This window comes from Amycolatopsis vastitatis (genome assembly GCF_002234595.1).
Taxonomy (GTDB): domain Bacteria; phylum Actinomycetota; class Actinomycetes; order Mycobacteriales; family Pseudonocardiaceae; genus Amycolatopsis; species Amycolatopsis vastitatis.
Window position 1 is genome coordinate 16,789 of record NZ_NMUL01000082.1, and the last position, 13,405, is coordinate 30,193.

The 13,405-nt window shown below is 68.0% G+C and carries 19 protein-coding genes and 2 pseudogenes; 15 read left to right on the forward strand and 6 right to left on the reverse strand.

All coding sequences use genetic code 11. From position 1 onward, the window contains the following. Positions 1-289: 289 nt before the first annotated feature. Together CF165_RS53595 and CF165_RS53600 are read right to left on the reverse strand one after the other, a co-directional pair. The gene (locus CF165_RS53595) at positions 290-442 is read right to left on the reverse strand and encodes an alpha-hydroxy-acid oxidizing protein (protein WP_338023732.1); all 153 of its coding nucleotides are present in this window, start codon (positions 440-442) and stop codon (positions 290-292) included. Continuing rightward, the gene (locus tag CF165_RS53600) at positions 439-774 is read right to left on the reverse strand and encodes an alpha-hydroxy-acid oxidizing protein (protein ID WP_276209775.1); all 336 of its coding nucleotides are present in this window, start codon (positions 772-774) and stop codon (positions 439-441) included. Before CF165_RS53600 ends, CF165_RS53595 begins: the two co-directional genes overlap by 4 nt. A gap of 24 nt (positions 775-798) precedes the next feature. Between CF165_RS53600 and CF165_RS53275 the strand changes: the two genes are divergently transcribed. After that, positions 799-1,161: an alpha/beta hydrolase fold domain-containing protein gene (locus tag CF165_RS53275; protein ID WP_240522172.1), complete on the forward strand. Its 363-nt coding sequence runs from the start codon at positions 799-801 to the stop codon at positions 1,159-1,161. On the opposite strand, the gene CF165_RS47480 is transcribed toward CF165_RS53275, so the two are convergent. Continuing rightward, positions 1,162-1,359 (reverse strand): hypothetical protein, encoded by a 198-nt coding sequence (locus tag CF165_RS47480; protein ID WP_205661214.1) that lies wholly within the window; start codon positions 1,357-1,359, stop codon positions 1,162-1,164. Positions 1,360-1,526: 167 nt separating this feature from the next. Between CF165_RS47480 and CF165_RS47485 the strand changes: the two genes are divergently transcribed. The 6 genes and pseudogenes from CF165_RS47485 to CF165_RS47510 form a co-directional block, all read left to right on the forward strand. Continuing rightward, the gene (locus CF165_RS47485) at positions 1,527-1,979 is read left to right on the forward strand and encodes a serine hydrolase domain-containing protein (protein ID WP_093954188.1); all 453 of its coding nucleotides are present in this window, start codon (positions 1,527-1,529) and stop codon (positions 1,977-1,979) included. Between the two features lie 190 nt (positions 1,980-2,169). Then, the gene (locus tag CF165_RS47490) at positions 2,170-3,219 is read left to right on the forward strand and encodes a serine hydrolase domain-containing protein (protein ID WP_205661215.1); all 1,050 of its coding nucleotides are present in this window, start codon (positions 2,170-2,172) and stop codon (positions 3,217-3,219) included. A gap of 37 nt (positions 3,220-3,256) precedes the next feature. Further along, complete coding sequence (locus CF165_RS47495; RefSeq protein ID WP_205661216.1) at positions 3,257-3,832, forward strand: GNAT family N-acetyltransferase; 576 nt, start codon at positions 3,257-3,259, stop codon at positions 3,830-3,832. 397 nt (positions 3,833-4,229) lie between these two features. Further along, positions 4,230-4,535 carry a tyrosine-type recombinase/integrase gene (locus CF165_RS53280; protein ID WP_240522173.1) on the forward strand — a complete coding sequence of 102 codons (306 nt, stop codon included), beginning with the start codon at positions 4,230-4,232 and terminating at the stop codon, positions 4,533-4,535. 301 nt (positions 4,536-4,836) lie between these two features. Further along, a complete protein-coding gene (locus CF165_RS47505) occupies positions 4,837-5,187 on the forward strand; it encodes a hypothetical protein (RefSeq protein ID WP_240522174.1) in 351 nt (116 codons plus the stop codon). Continuing rightward, positions 5,165-5,470, forward strand: a pseudogene (locus tag CF165_RS47510) (IS701 family transposase); the annotation flags it as partial. The gene CF165_RS47505 and the pseudogene CF165_RS47510, both read left to right, overlap by 23 nt. Positions 5,471-5,493: 23 nt before the next feature. Here the strand turns inward: CF165_RS47510 and CF165_RS47515 are convergent. Further along, a complete protein-coding gene (locus tag CF165_RS47515) occupies positions 5,494-5,907 on the reverse strand; it encodes a RidA family protein (protein WP_093954192.1) in 414 nt (137 codons plus the stop codon). Here CF165_RS47515 and CF165_RS53975 point away from each other — a divergent pair. The 6 genes and pseudogenes from CF165_RS53975 to CF165_RS53980 form a co-directional block, all read left to right on the forward strand. After that, positions 5,890-6,369, forward strand: a pseudogene (locus CF165_RS53975) (carbamoyltransferase N-terminal domain-containing protein); the annotation flags it as partial. The gene CF165_RS47515 and the pseudogene CF165_RS53975 sit on opposite strands and share 18 nt — an antisense overlap. Positions 6,370-6,400: 31 nt before the next feature. Further along, positions 6,401-6,796 carry a carbamoyltransferase C-terminal domain-containing protein gene (locus CF165_RS53285; RefSeq protein ID WP_276209776.1) on the forward strand — a complete coding sequence of 132 codons (396 nt, stop codon included), beginning with the start codon at positions 6,401-6,403 and terminating at the stop codon, positions 6,794-6,796. Continuing rightward, positions 6,793-7,839 carry a hypothetical protein gene (locus tag CF165_RS53290; RefSeq protein ID WP_240522175.1) on the forward strand — a complete coding sequence of 349 codons (1,047 nt, stop codon included), beginning with the start codon at positions 6,793-6,795 and terminating at the stop codon, positions 7,837-7,839. Before CF165_RS53285 ends, CF165_RS53290 begins: the two co-directional genes overlap by 4 nt. Before the next feature lie 50 nt (positions 7,840-7,889). Next, the gene (locus CF165_RS47530) at positions 7,890-8,411 is read left to right on the forward strand and encodes a P-loop NTPase family protein (protein ID WP_093954194.1); all 522 of its coding nucleotides are present in this window, start codon (positions 7,890-7,892) and stop codon (positions 8,409-8,411) included. A 26-nt stretch (positions 8,412-8,437) separates the two neighbouring features. After that, positions 8,438-9,259 (forward strand): class I SAM-dependent methyltransferase, encoded by an 822-nt coding sequence (locus CF165_RS47535; protein WP_093954195.1) that lies wholly within the window; start codon positions 8,438-8,440, stop codon positions 9,257-9,259. A 134-nt stretch (positions 9,260-9,393) separates the two neighbouring features. Next, a complete protein-coding gene (locus CF165_RS53980) occupies positions 9,394-9,945 on the forward strand; it encodes a phosphotransferase (protein WP_158226961.1) in 552 nt (183 codons plus the stop codon). A 63-nt stretch (positions 9,946-10,008) separates the two neighbouring features. Here CF165_RS53980 and CF165_RS47545 read toward each other — a convergent pair whose 3' ends face one another. Next, complete coding sequence (locus tag CF165_RS47545) at positions 10,009-10,371, reverse strand: hypothetical protein (protein WP_093954197.1); 363 nt, start codon at positions 10,369-10,371, stop codon at positions 10,009-10,011. Between the two features lie 97 nt (positions 10,372-10,468). Between CF165_RS47545 and CF165_RS47550 the strand changes: the two genes are divergently transcribed. Next, positions 10,469-11,767 (forward strand): UDP-glucose dehydrogenase family protein, encoded by a 1,299-nt coding sequence (locus CF165_RS47550; protein WP_093954198.1) that lies wholly within the window; start codon positions 10,469-10,471, stop codon positions 11,765-11,767. A 118-nt stretch (positions 11,768-11,885) separates the two neighbouring features. Here the strand turns inward: CF165_RS47550 and CF165_RS47555 are convergent, their stop codons facing one another. After that, entirely contained in the window at positions 11,886-12,818 is a 933-nt protein-coding gene (locus CF165_RS47555) for an alpha/beta fold hydrolase (RefSeq protein WP_093954199.1), read from the reverse strand. A 94-nt stretch (positions 12,819-12,912) separates the two neighbouring features. On the opposite strand from CF165_RS47555, the gene CF165_RS47560 reads away from it, so the two are divergent. After that, complete coding sequence (locus tag CF165_RS47560; protein WP_240522177.1) at positions 12,913-13,368, forward strand: MarR family winged helix-turn-helix transcriptional regulator; 456 nt, start codon at positions 12,913-12,915, stop codon at positions 13,366-13,368. The last annotated feature ends 37 nt before the right edge of the window (positions 13,369-13,405 follow it).

The window sequence follows — 13,405 nt, forward strand, 5'->3', positions numbered from 1 at the left end:
GCAGTTTCCTAGAGCGCGTTAACATAAGTAACCCCTCCGGAAGGCAAACTCCAGTAACGCGTGCATCTTCCCACCGGTCACCGCGTGTGGATCCGGCTACGGGTTGGACAGTGACAGGGCAGGGACGATCTCCCGGTTGGAGCGAACTCGGTGAGCACCGGGCGGGTTGCGGCGGCCCGCGCTCGAAACACGGGCACGCGTGCCGGGTTTGTCGAGGACCGGATCGAGCACGAACGACGCCGCAGGCTTCGCGTCATGCCACGGACCGCTCGATCGCTTCCCCGGAGCATCAGCCATACCGGGGGCCCCTCGTGCTCAGCCGACAGGCCACGCTCACCGACTCGCGGCCCGCCAGGCCCATCGCGTCCCGGAGTTCGACGGCCAACAGGTCGAGCACCTGTCGAACGCCATCCTGGCCGACCGCGGCCAGCCCGCACATCATGGGCCGCCCGACCAGCACGGCCGACGCACCAAGGGCGACCGCCTTGAGGGTGTCCCGCCACTGCGGATTCCCCCGTCCAGCAGCACCTCGCAGTTGCCAGAGACCGCGGCGGCGATCTCGCCCAGCATCTCGACTCCGGGCACGGCGCCGTCCAACTGACGACCTCCGTGGTTGGACACCACGATTCCGTCCACACCAGCCTCGACGGCACGGCGGGCGTCCTCGACGGCGAGGATCCCCTTGAGCACCACCGGCAGGTCCGTGTGCGCGCGGACCGCCGCCACGGACTCCCATGTGGCCGGGGCGAACTCGCGCGCGGTGTGGTCGGCCACAGCCGAAACCCCTTGGATACGGCGGTGCGCGGCGGCTCCGGCCTCGAAGTTGGCCGCCGCTTCTCGTCACGCAGCCAGTACAGCTGGAACCACGACCGGCCACCGGCGGCCCGCCCGCCCGCCCGCCGCAGTGACCTCACCGGACTGCCACCGGCCTGGATCGGCGTCGGCGACCTCGATCTCTTCCACACCGAAGACATCGACTACGCCCACCGGCTCAACCAGGCCGGCGTCGCCTGCGAACTCGTCGAGGTCCCCGGCATGTATTACTGCGCCGACCTGCTGCGCGGGAATGCCGCCAGCGTGATCGGCTTCCGCGCCAGCCTGATCAACGCCCTCAAGACCGCCCTCGTCCAGCCACATCGCGGCGACCTGCCGGTGAACTGATCAACCGACGGCCAAGGGGCCGCCGACGAACCGGCCCGCGCCGGCCAGTCCGTCGGAGATACCCTCGATCAGCCCGAACGCCGAGGCGGGCGCGCCGAGGGTGCCGGTGACCAGGCTGGCCATCAGCGCGGTCGGGACCTCGTGCCCGACGTCGGCGAGGAAGCTCGCCGCGCCGATCCCGCCGACCCCGCGGGTCATCCACTATGGGCGAGCGGAGGCTCGATCGCGGGTGGATGACAGGCTGCGGACGTTGGTTGCGCTGGTCAGAGCGGCACGGAGCCCGGTGATCTCGTCGTGCTGAGCGGCCAGCTGTGACACGGCCTGGGTCCGAAAAGTGGGATAGCGAAACCGATATCTGGTTAGGCATGCTGGCCTACCTGCGGACACTGCCGCTGCGCTTCACGCCAGGTTCGCAGTGGAGCTACAGCAACGACGGCTACTTCCTGCTCGGCGCCGTGACAGCGGCGGTGGCTGGAGTGACCTACTACGACTACGTACGCCGAAACGTGTTCGCGCCGGCTGGCCTGACCCACACCGACTTCTACACACGCCCGCAAGTCATCGCGGACCGAACCATCGCCCACGGCTACCTGAGCCAACAGCACGGTCCCGGACGCCGACCACGGCACAGCGAAGCCCGTCAATCAGCTCTCGCCGCACCCAGCCCTGTGCGGGAGCGGCCGATCGGTGCGGCACTGCCGCGCTGCGCACCACCCGAGAACGCCACCACCGCCGCTCCCGACCACAGCTCACCACACCGGAATGATCGCCAACAGGAGGCGAGCGGGCGCAACCCCGGGGTCCACCGTCGGGGATGATCTCCGGGCAGGCCCCGGGGTTGTCCCGGATGGCAGGGGCTATCCGACGCGCCAGGCTTTGACCATGAAGCCTCGCGATTCCACACGATTGCGCCGCGCTATGGGTCTCGCCTGCGGGACCCTCCTGCTCGCCACCACCCTCGCCCCTGCGGCATCAGCCTCCACCCTGCCACCACTGGACCCCGCTGCGATGCGCACGGCCATTGCCGGGCTGCCCAACGATGAGGCCAGCGGCGCCCTGGTCCAGGTGCGCGGCTCGGCCGGCACGTGGGTAGGCACCTCAGGCGTCGCCGACATCCACTCCGGCCGGCCGGTGCCGGCGGCCGGCCGCTTCCGGATCGGCAGCATGACCAAGACGTTCACCGCGACCGCCGTGCTGCAACTGGCGGCCCGGGGCCGGCTCGACCTGAACCGCACCGTGCAGAGCTACCTGCCCGACGTACTGCCCGCCGGCTACGCGCCGATCACCATCCGCCAACTGCTCAACTACACCGCCGGAATCCCCGGGATCAGGATCGACCACAAGGACCCGACCTGGTTCCTGGCCCACCGGTTCGACACCTGGACCCCACGCCGGCTGATCGACCTGGCCACAGCCGACCGGCCGATGACGTTCGCCCCCGGTACCAAGCAGGACTACGGCAACATCACCTACCTCGTCCTCGGCATGGTCATCGAAAAGGTGACCGGCCGCCCGTACGGCGCGTCGATCCGCGAGGGGATCATCCAGCCGCTGCACTTGTCCGCCACTTCGGTACCGGGCACCGACATCGAGATCCGTGGCCCGCACGCCCATGGATACGAAGCGGTCACCACCGGTGGACACACCGACTACGTCGACATCACCCAGGCCAACCCCACCTTCCAGTGGGCCGCCGCGGAAATGATCTCCAACGCCCCCGACCTCGACCGGTTCCTCACCGCACTGGTGTCCGGCCGGCTGCTGCCGCCGGCGCAGACCGCCGAGCTCTTCGCGATCCCGGACGTCCCCGACTACGACGGTGACGACGACCCCGGCAACGACAAACCGGCACACATCGGCGGCGGGCTCGCCCGGATGACCATCGGCCAGGTCGTGTTCTGGGGCAAAACCGGCGACCGGCCCGGGTACGCCAGCGGCATGGGCACCACCCTGAACCTGTCCCGCCGCTTGGTCTACTCGGTGAACACCCTGCACATGGGTGGGGACATACCGCAGACCGCACAGCGCATCATCATGGCCGCGGCCAACGTGGGCTGAACCACCCCACAACGCCTGCGGACATGAACGTCCCGCCGTGAACACCACGGTGTGCCCACGTCCGATGCCCGGTTTCCGCCGTGATCACACCGCGATCACGGCGGAAACCGGCAACGACCGTAATCCGGTTGCCGAACGCCACCGCCGCTTGGATCGTCTGTGGATGAGCTGCTCTTCGGTCCACATCCGGTACGGCACGACAGAGGACGCGGAGGCTGTGTGCGATCTCGCGGGTCAGCTGGCACAGTCGTTCCCGTTCTCGAAAGCCCGGTTCCACGACAGCTACGCAGCAGTGCTGTCGACCGATGACGCCTGTCTCCTGATCGCTGCCGACAGCGATGGCGTACTCGGCTATCTGCTGGGAGTCAAGCACCGTACGTTCTACGCGAATGGTCCGGTGGCCTGGGTCGAGGAGATCCTGGTACGCGCAGAGGCGAGGGGCCGCGGCATCGGCCGTGCTCTGATGCAGGCGTTGGAGCGTTGGGCGGCACAGCGGAACTGCGCCCTTTCCGCCTTGGCTACCCGACGCGCGGCGCCCTTCTACCTGGCTTTGGGGTATGAGGAATCGGCGACCTACCTTCGCAAGGTGCTGCCGACGCGAGAATTGCCCTGACTGTTCGGCTTCGACCAACGGCATCCGGTCGGCTGCCACGCGTTCGAGCCGGAGCGGGCCGATGCCGACCAGGCTCGCCGCGCCTCCCGCGCAGCAGGTGTGCTCGGCCGGCAAGTGGCGGATTGCCGCCCTGTCACTCACTTTTCAGCGGCGAAGCTCGGTTCCGCCGCTGCCAGTCGCGGTACCGGGATACCCAACCGCCGTGCTTCGGCCAGGGTGTCCCGGCAGACCTCCCGTGGCTCCGCGGCTCCTCGGCGTCGGGGTCGGGGTGTGCCTCGAAATTCACGCGCAGCGGCGTGACATGAGCGGTCAGCCAGGCGAGCACGGGGGCCATCAGCCAGGTGGGCGCCCGGAACCCCACACCCAACCCGATGGCAGCCCGCTACATCCGGCTGACGTGACGGCACGGTTCCAGGAGCTGACGCGCCAGGCCGGGCTCCCGCCGATCCGGCTGCACGATCTGCGCCACGGCGCGGCGACGCTCGCTCTGGCAGCGGGTGCGGACATGAAGGTTGTGCAGAGCATGCTGCGGCATTCGTCGATCACCGTGACGATGGACACCTACACCACGGTGCTGCCCGAGGTCGCACTGGCTGCAGCCGAGGCGACTGCCAAGATCGTCCCGCGGTCGGCATCGCGACAGCTCGGGCACGTCACCGACCATTGTGGACGGCGACCAAGCGGAAGAAACACTTCCGGATAACACAAACCCCAGGTGATCGAACCCGATAACCTGGGGGGTGGGGGTGCGCCATCAGGGACTCGAACCCCGAACCCGCTGGTTAAGAGAACGCGTTTTGGGGTGTCGGGCGGTGCCGAGTGATGTCGGACAAGACCTTTTCGGCTGGTCAACGGGCATCACCTGTGTCGAATTATACCGCTTACTGTCGACGTGTGCGAGACCTCTCGGGCACTTCTCGGGCACGTGCGTGTCGGATTCTGCCGAGCTGTTCGTGCAGGTCGATCGTGGTTCGTGGTGCGGATCGCCGGGCAGAGTGGCTGCTGTGTTGAGCCCGAGCGAGGGCCGTGATCCGGTGCTGTCGGCGGTCACGCTGATCGTGGGGATCATCGTGGCTCTGACCTTCCTCTTCGGTTTCGGGAACGTGTTCTCTTTGGCTCTCCGGCTGGGGGTGCCGGTCTGGGTCGCTCCGCTGGTAGCGCCTGCGGTCGACCTGTCGGTGGTCGGGCTGCTGATCGCGATCCGGTCCCTGTCGTTGCGGGACGCTCCTGCTGAAGTGATTCGGCCGGCTCGGCGGCTGTTGTTGGCCTCGAGTGTGGTGACGTTGGCGTTGAATGTTGCTGAGCCGTTGATCGCTGGCGAGGTGGGGCGCCAAGGGCCTGGCCGGGCTGGATGAACACCAGGTCAGGCGGTGGACGTCCTGGCATCGCTGGGTCACCCTCGCGATGCTCGCCCACGCCTTCCTGGCCGCCGCCACCGCGCACGAACGTGACCATCACGCGGCCCCGGAGGGGCTCATCCCACTGACGTGCAACGAGATCCAGCACCTGTTCACCACGCTGATCGTCCAGCCCGTCCGCGACGCTGCACACCGCCTGCACTGGTCCGACTGGCGACGCCGCCACCAAGCCCGCGCCCGCACCGCCCACTACCGCTGGCAAGCCACCACGCCACCGTGAAGACGCCTGGCCTGCACGGCCGTTTATTCTCCCGCCGGGGTGACTACAGCAACGCCGTCGATCTCGACGAGTACGCCATCGCGTACGAGTTGCGTGATGACCGTGGTCCGGGCGGGCAACGGAGAGCAGTCCGCGAAGAACTCCCCATACACGCGGTTGAAGGTGGCGAAGTGCCTACGGTCACTGAGATAGCAGGTGCACTTGACGATCAGGTCCTTGCTGCTGCCGGCCGCGACGGAGACGGCGACGAGGTTGAGCAGAACCTGCCGCACCTGGGCATCGAAGTCGGTCGGTATCTCGTGCGTAACGGGGTTGAGTGGCCCCTGCCCGGAGGTGAAGATCAGATCACCGGTCCTGACGGCCTGGGACAACGGAGGCTTGGTGCCATCGGAGAAGCGTACGAACGGGGCGTTCCCGGTGTGGATGCCTTCGATCATGGAGGCATTCTCCCTCACAGACGCCTGCCGATCGCGCGGCCGGACACCCGCCGCTCACCATCTCAGCCAGCAAGATCACGATCTACAGCTGGAGTACTAGGCGGCGGTGTCGCGACCAACTGTGTCGCCGTCGGCAAGATCGTCGACGCAGGTCTGTTCGACGAGGTCCACGTCCCGCCGGCCCCCGGCGACGCCGGCACCGCACTCGGCGCCGCCATCGCCGCCCACCTGACTGCGACCGGAACACTCCCTACCGGGGTGGCCGAACGCTGCTATCTCGGGCCCGCCCACCCAGGGCTGATGCTGCCGGCCAGCCCCCGGCCCGGCCTGACTGCGCACCAGCCGGAGGCGCCGGCCCGGTTCCTGGCCCGTCAGCTGGCCGACGGCCGGATCGCCGGTCTCTTCCACGGCCGGCTCGAAGCGGGCCCGCGTGCCCTGGGGAATCGCTCGATCCTCGCGTCCCCGCTGCTTCCCGACGTCGTGGCGCGGCTGAATGACACCGTCAAATTCCGGGAACCCTTCCGCCCGTTCGCGCCCGTTCGCGCCCGTCGTCCTCGCCGACGCCGCCGGCGAGTACTTCACGGTGCCGCAGCCCACGCCGTACATGTCCATCGCCTCCGGGGTCACCGACCTGGCCCGCGACAAGATCCCCGCGATCGTGCACGCGAACGCCACCGCCCGGGTCCAGACGGTGACCCCGGCGCAGAACCCGTTCTTGGCCGAGGTCCTGGCCGAGTTCGCGGCGATCACCGGCGTGCTCGTGCTGATCAACACCTCGCTCAACGTCAAAGGCAAACCGATCTGCGGCACCCCGGAAATGGCACTGGACTGCCTCGCCGGCAGCGGCCTGGACGCCCTGATGCTGGAAGGCTGGTGGGTCACCAAGTGAAGATCGGCTACAGCTTCTGGGGCTTCCTCGGCCTCGGAATCCGCGACACCCCCGACGGTGGCCGCAGCCACCGCCGCGTACTCATCGACGGACTCCGTGAGCGCGGTCACCAGCTGGTGTTCCTGCAACCCGACCGCGACTATCTGGAAGCCGGACTTGATCTGTCTGCGCACTACCGCTGGGACGTCGGGCTCCCGGACATCGACATCCTGTTCCTCGAGTGGCGCTGGCCCATCCCCGGGCGCAACACCACCTGGTGCGGCGCGGTCGGGCACACCTGCGACCTGCACCGCCAGCAGCAGCTGCTCGACCACTACACCCACGGCCTCGGCATCCGCACGATCCTCTGGGACAAGGACCGCACGCTGCCCGCCGACGATCCGCTGCGCTCCGCGCCGAACGTGAACGTCTGCGAGGCCGCACTGCACCCCACACCAGGTGCGGTGTCGCTGCTGTTTCCCGTCGTAGACGACACCTTGGACGCCGCTGACCCCGTCGCCCTGGCCACCCGCGCCCTTGACCTACCGCTGGCGTACGTCGGGAACCAGTACGACCGCGACGACGCCTTCAGCGCCTTCTTCGCGCCCGCCGCAGCCCGGCACGACCACCTCGTCGCCGGGAAATGGCCCCGCACCGCTCCCTGGCCTCACGTGCGGTTCGTCGGGCGGGTGCCGTTCGGCAAGGTCGCTGAAATCCACGGGCGGGCACTGTGCACGATACTGCTGCTGCCGCCCACCCGCTACGCCCAGGCGGGACAGATGACCCAACGGCTCCCGGAGGCCGTCCTCGCCGGCTGTCTGCCCCTGACACCCGCTGGCATTCGCGGCGCAGCACGCTTCACCCCGACCCAGCTCCACGTGCGCGACGGCGCGTCCGCAGCCGCAAAGATTAGCGAACTACGTAGCCTCGCTGGCACGCCGGCGCACGCCGAGCTGCTCGCCGACTGCCTCACGATGCTGGATCTGTTCCGGGTGTCCCGCCAGCTCGCCGTCCTCGACGAACTGCTGGACGCGCAACCTACTCGGGGGACGGTCGCCTCATGACCGGCCTGCCTCCGCACGGCCCGGAATCGCCCCGGTTAGCGTCGCGCGACATGGACAGGATCGCCATCATCGGCTGCGGCGGGTCCGGCAAGACCCACCTGGCCAACCAGCTCGCCTCGCTGCTCAACCTGCCGCTGACCCACCTCGACGCGGTCTACTACGACGCCGACTGGAACACGCTCCCGCAGGACGAATTCGCCGACCTGCAGCGCACGCTCGTGGCCGGGCCGCGGTGGCTGCTGGAAGGCAACTACGCACGCACCCTCCCCATCCGCCTAGCGGCGGCCGACACCGTCATCTTCCTGGACCTGCCCGCCGTCACCTGCCTGGCCGGGATCCTGCAACGCCGGCGGCGCTACCGCGGCGGACAGCACGCCAACGACGGTGTCTACGACCGCATCACCTGGAACTTCGTCCGCTACATCTGGGGCTACCGCAAGGCCATGCGCCCCAAGGTGCGTCAACTCCTGGCCGATCACGGACCCAACGTGCGGTTGATCACCCTGACCAGCCGACGCCAGGCCGCGCGCTTCATCGCGCACGTTCGCGCGGAGACCTCAGCCCGGACCTAACGACCCGCCAGGGAGGCGCCCTGTCCATGCCCGCCACTCCCTTCACCGACCCTGACCAGATCGCCGGCCCGCTCTACGCCGACCCCGCGCGGCTCGCCCGCCGCACCAGCGCCCTGCACGCCGCGAAGATCAGCGGCGACGACGCCACCGCCACCATCACCGCCCTCGCCACCACCACGTCCACCGCGGCACCGGTGGTCTGCGACATCGGCTGCGGCCGCGGCACCAGCACCCTGCAGTTGGCCACCCGGCTGCGGCCAAGCCGGCTCATCGCTCTCGACCAATCCGCGGCGCTGTTGGACATCGTGCGCGAACGCCTCACCGCAGCCGGGCTCGACGTCGACACGATGTGCGCGGACTTCCACCACCTGCCGTTGCCGGACGGCAGCGTCGATGTCGCGATCGCAGCGTTCTGCCTGTATCACTCGCCGCGACCGGCCGACGTGGTCGCCGCGATCGCCCGCTGCCTGACGCCCGGTGGGCGGGCCGTGCTGGTCACCAAGTCCGCGGACAGCTACCAGGAAATCGACCAGCTGATCGCCGCGTCCGGCCTCGACCTCGACGCGGTCGAACGCCCCAGCCTGTACACGACCTTCCACAGCGGCAACGCCGCCAACACGACCGCCACCGCAATGCAGGTACTGCAGCACCAGCACCAGCAGCAGGTCTTCCGCTTCCAGCATCTGGACCACTTCGCCGACTATGTCGCGACCAGCCCCAAGTACACGCTGTCCGCCCACCTGGCCGGGCACCCTCGCCGGCTGGCCGCAGAGCTGCGCCGACGGCTACCCGACCGGCCGGTCACCGCGACCTCCACCGTCACCTACGTCCAGGCGGTCCGTCCATGACCACCGAGACGTTCGTCAAGCACTATCAGGACCAGCACACCGCAGGAGCCGCCGCAGCCCACCGGAGGTGACTGGCCGGACTTCACTCCGGAGTGCGCATACCGCAGCTGCACGCGGTCCAGCCCGGCCGGCTCGTGTTCGAGCACCTCGGCGACCGGCACCTCGGGCCCGCGGACCTCGACGCGGCCGCTGGAGCGCTTGGACGGATCCACGCTGCCGCGCATACCCAGGCCCTCCACGGCGCGTCGCTCGACCAGCCGTACGCCGCACCCGGGCTGGTGATCACCGACTTCATCACACCCCGCGCCGCGGCCCTGCAACACCTGCCGCTCCCGATCGCGGAACTCCCCGTCGCGTTCTACAAGGACGCCAACATCCGCAACTTCCTTCGCACCGACGACGGGATCGCGGTCGTCGACTTCGACGACCTGACTCTCGCACCGTTCGGCTACGACCTCGCCAAACTCATCATCAGCACCGCGATGACCTTCGGCCGGCTCACGATCGAGCAGATCGACCAAGCACGACAAGATCTACAACACCGAAGCCGGACGAGCCGGCACCGATGCGACCTGCACCGCGGATGCCCTGCAGCTCTACTGCGAGTTCCACGACCACCTCACCGCCCGCTACCTGCACCGCAACGGCTACCAGCACCCGTGGCCTCAAGTACGCCCCTGGCCTAGCCAGCCGGTGATCCCATGAGCACCCGCCGGAACTCCGACCAGTCCATCGACGCGCACACCGGCCTAGCACGCGTGCTGGCCGACGTCACCGCCGAACGAGAAGCCCAGCACGCCGCCCACTGCGTCCAGCACCGCCTCGCCGACGGCACCGGTGCAGAGTGGCGGGACTTCGCCGAGCACATGCGCACCGAATGCGAACGCGCTGCAGCCGAAGGCCGTATGACCTGGCGACACATCCTGCTCGAAGAAGTGGCTTAAGCACTCGCCGAAGACGAACCGCACCGCATCCGCGGCGAACTCATCCAAGCCGCCGCGGTCGCCGTTCAGTGGCTCCAAGCAATCGATCAGCGACCCGCTGGCAGAAACCCGGCCGTGGTTCAGCCGCAGCAGAAGCAAGCTTCCGTTGCCGTCGATGCTGGATACCACAAGGGTTTACCCGACTAGATCACGCCAAAGCCTGACGGTCCGGACATCGACACATGTCGACATCCTGCTCACGAACCCGATAGGGAGGGGCTTCCCCATGGAGCTTGCCGAACGCATCACCATCATCGGAAGTGGCTACGTCGGGCTCACCACCGGGGCCTGCCTGGCGTCACTCGGACACACCGTCACGTGCATCGATCTCGACGAATCAGCCGTCGCAGCGCTGCGCACTGGCCGCAGCCACCTTGCCGAACCCGGCATTGAATCGCTGCTGCGCGAAGGCCTCGACGCCAATCGGCTCCAGTTCGACACAGACGCCGACCAGGCGGTCACGACGGCCAGTCTGATCATGCTGTGCCTCCCCACCCCGCCGGCCCGCGACGGATCGGTTGACCTCACTGCGATCCGCGACACGGTCATCCGTATCCGTGACCTACTGCCGACAGGCGCCGTGGTGGTCACGAAATCCACCACTCCGGTCGGAACAACGGCCAGGATCGGGTCCTGGCTGCGACGCAACGACATCGCAGTCGTGACGAACCCAGAATTCCTCCGCGAAGGCCACGCCGTCTACGACTTCCTGCACCCCACCCGCATCGTCATCGGATCCGACGACCACGCGGCAGCCAAACGCGTCGCAGCACTGTACGACGCTATCCGCACCGAAGTGATCATCACCGACCCGGCCACAGCGGAACTAGTCAAGTACGCGGCGAACTGCTACCTCGCAACAAGACTGTCGTTCAACAACTCCATCGCGGAACTGTGTGAGGCATTCGATGCCGACCACAGCGACCTCGCCTACATCCTCGCCGCCGACCCTCGCATCGGCGGCGACTATCTCAAGCCCGGTCCAGGCTGGGGCGGCCCGTGCCTGCCGAAGGACGTTCGCGCACTTATCCGGCAGGCTCACGACGTCGGTGTGCCGTTCCCGATCCTGAACGCGGCGATCATCAGCAACCAGCACCATCTCGAGCGAACAATCCAGCGGCTGCAGGAGGAGCTTGGCCGAGAGCTTGCCGGAACACGTGTTGCGCTCCTCGGCTTGACCTTTAAGGCCGGCACCAGTGACCTTCGAAACTCCCCGGCCATGCACGTCGCGCATACGCTCATCGAGCGCGGAGCAGACGTCACGGCACACGACCCAGCGATCAAGGACGAGATTCCGATGCTGTCCGTCGTCCCGACCGTCCATGCTGCCGCCGCTAACGCGGATGCCCTGGTGCTCCTCACCGAATGGCCCGAATACCGCTGGTTGAACTGGACGACCGTCGCGACGCTGATGACCGGTGAGCTGGTCTTCGATACCCGCAACGCGCTCGACCCCGATGTCATCGCCGACGCGGGACTTTGTTACGTCGGCGTGGGAAGCAGGCGAACCCCGATGCCGACATAGGCTGGCGCAGTCATCCTTGGGCACCGTCCGGCCTCGGAGTTCTTCACGTGCGCAGTGCCCACTGCGACACGGTCTCCAGGGCTCAGGCGGCGATGCCTCGCCCCCGGACCCGGGCCGCCTACTTGAGGCATGAGTGCGCCTGGTCGTCCGCCGTCGACCGACTCGCGGCCGAAGCGGATATTCGATCGATGTCTGTATAGAAGGAGTGGAGGGTGGCCGCGAGTTGGTCGGGCGCCTCCATGGCCACGTAGTGGCCGATCCGTTCGATATGAACGGCGGTCACGTCGGTGGCGACCTGCCGTAGCGTGGTGGGCGTGAAGTTCGCCGAGCGGCCTGCCACCGCGAGGACGGGCATGTCCAGTTTGCGGGCCGCGAGCGTGCGGAGTTCTTCGCCCTCGGACAGCAGTGACCGGTACAGGCCGGCTGCGCCGGCGAAGGCGTCGGGTCGGGCGTAGGAGCGGACGAGCTCGTCGATGTCGGCGTCGGTGAACGCGTCGGGGTTCGCGGTGAGGGAGGGGATGGCGTAGTCGGTGAGGAACTCCCGCTCGCGTCCGGTGAGGAGCATTTCCGGGATGCCGGGAGCGGCGAGAACGCCGATGTGCCAGGCGCCGCCGTGGGTGACGTCGGCGAGCATCTCGGCGCCGAAGCCCGGGAGTGCGGTCTCGATTCCGGTGTAGCTGCGGACGAGGTCGCGGCGGGTCGCGGCGACGCGGAACGTCGTGGGGCCGCTGATGTCCTGGCCGGTGAGGTGGACGGGGCCGACGTCCAGGTAGGCGATCAGGTCGCTGAGGTCTTTCGCCGCGGTCGCGCTGTCGTGCTCGGGAGTGGCGGTGGCGGAGTCGCCGAATCCGCGAAGGTCGACGGCGAAGACCCGGTGGTGCTCGCTGAGCAGGGGGATCAGCTTGTGGAACACCCACCAGGTCTCCGGGAAGCCGTGAACCAGCAGCACGGGATATCCGGCGGTGCCGGCGGCGACGTAGTGCAGTTCGGTGCTGTTGAGGTTGACCTGGTGGTGGTCGACACCGGGGATGGTGGCGGCGAGGCGGTTCATGAGGTCCCTTCGAGCAGATGGACAAGTAACTTGTCGAACCCTAGGACATGGACAAGTGTCTTGTCTATATGCGCAGGCTCGTATGATCGGCCGCATGGCGCAGTCCAGCGGTGCCGAGCTCGCGCTTCTGCTGCTCGGCGGCTTCCATTCCATGGTCGACGAGGTGAACGTGGAGCTCGCGAAGCGCGGTCACGAAGGTGTCCGCCCCGTGCACGAGTTCGCGTTGCGCGCTGTGGACGCGGGTGCGGACACCGCTTCCGCGCTCGGTCGCCGGCTGTCGGTCACCAAGCAGGCGGCGGCGCAGACCATCGCGGTGCTGGAGGAGTTCGGCTACGTCGACCGCGAGCCCGATCCGAGCGACGGACGCCGCAAGCGTGTGCGGGTCACCCCGCGAGGCCACGAGCTGATGGCCATCGGCGGTGCCCTGTTCGATGGCGTGCGCAGCCGCTGGGCAACCCGAATCGGGCCCGAGCAGCTCGAGACCCTGGAAGCACACCTGGCCCAGCTCACCGAGCGCCATACGTTCACTGCGGAAGACTTGCGGGACTGATCCCGAAGCTGCTCATCGCTTCATGTCCGGTCATCGG

Coding starts and splice junctions, on each gene's coding strand:
- CF165_RS53595 (WP_338023732.1), bottom strand. CDS start 442: ATGATGTGCGGGCTGGCCGCGGTCGGCCAGGATGGCGTTCGACAGGTG.
- CF165_RS47480 (WP_205661214.1), bottom strand. CDS start 1,359: ATGACCCGCGGGGTCGGCGGGATCGGCGCGGCGAGCTTCCTCGCCGAC.
- CF165_RS47485 (WP_093954188.1), top strand. CDS start 1,527: ATGCTGGCCTACCTGCGGACACTGCCGCTGCGCTTCACGCCAGGTTCG.
- CF165_RS47490 (WP_205661215.1), top strand. CDS start 2,170: ATGCGCACGGCCATTGCCGGGCTGCCCAACGATGAGGCCAGCGGCGCC.
- CF165_RS47515 (WP_093954192.1), bottom strand. CDS start 5,907: ATGATCGAAGGCATCCACACCGGGAACGCCCCGTTCGTACGCTTCTCC.
- CF165_RS53285 (WP_276209776.1), top strand. CDS start 6,401: ATGACACCGTCAAATTCCGGGAACCCTTCCGCCCGTTCGCGCCCGTTC.
- CF165_RS47530 (WP_093954194.1), top strand. CDS start 7,890: ATGGACAGGATCGCCATCATCGGCTGCGGCGGGTCCGGCAAGACCCAC.
- CF165_RS47535 (WP_093954195.1), top strand. CDS start 8,438: ATGCCCGCCACTCCCTTCACCGACCCTGACCAGATCGCCGGCCCGCTC.
- CF165_RS47550 (WP_093954198.1), top strand. CDS start 10,469: ATGGAGCTTGCCGAACGCATCACCATCATCGGAAGTGGCTACGTCGGG.
- CF165_RS47555 (WP_093954199.1), bottom strand. CDS start 12,818: ATGAACCGCCTCGCCGCCACCATCCCCGGTGTCGACCACCACCAGGTC.
- CF165_RS47560 (WP_240522177.1), top strand. CDS start 12,913: ATGGCGCAGTCCAGCGGTGCCGAGCTCGCGCTTCTGCTGCTCGGCGGC.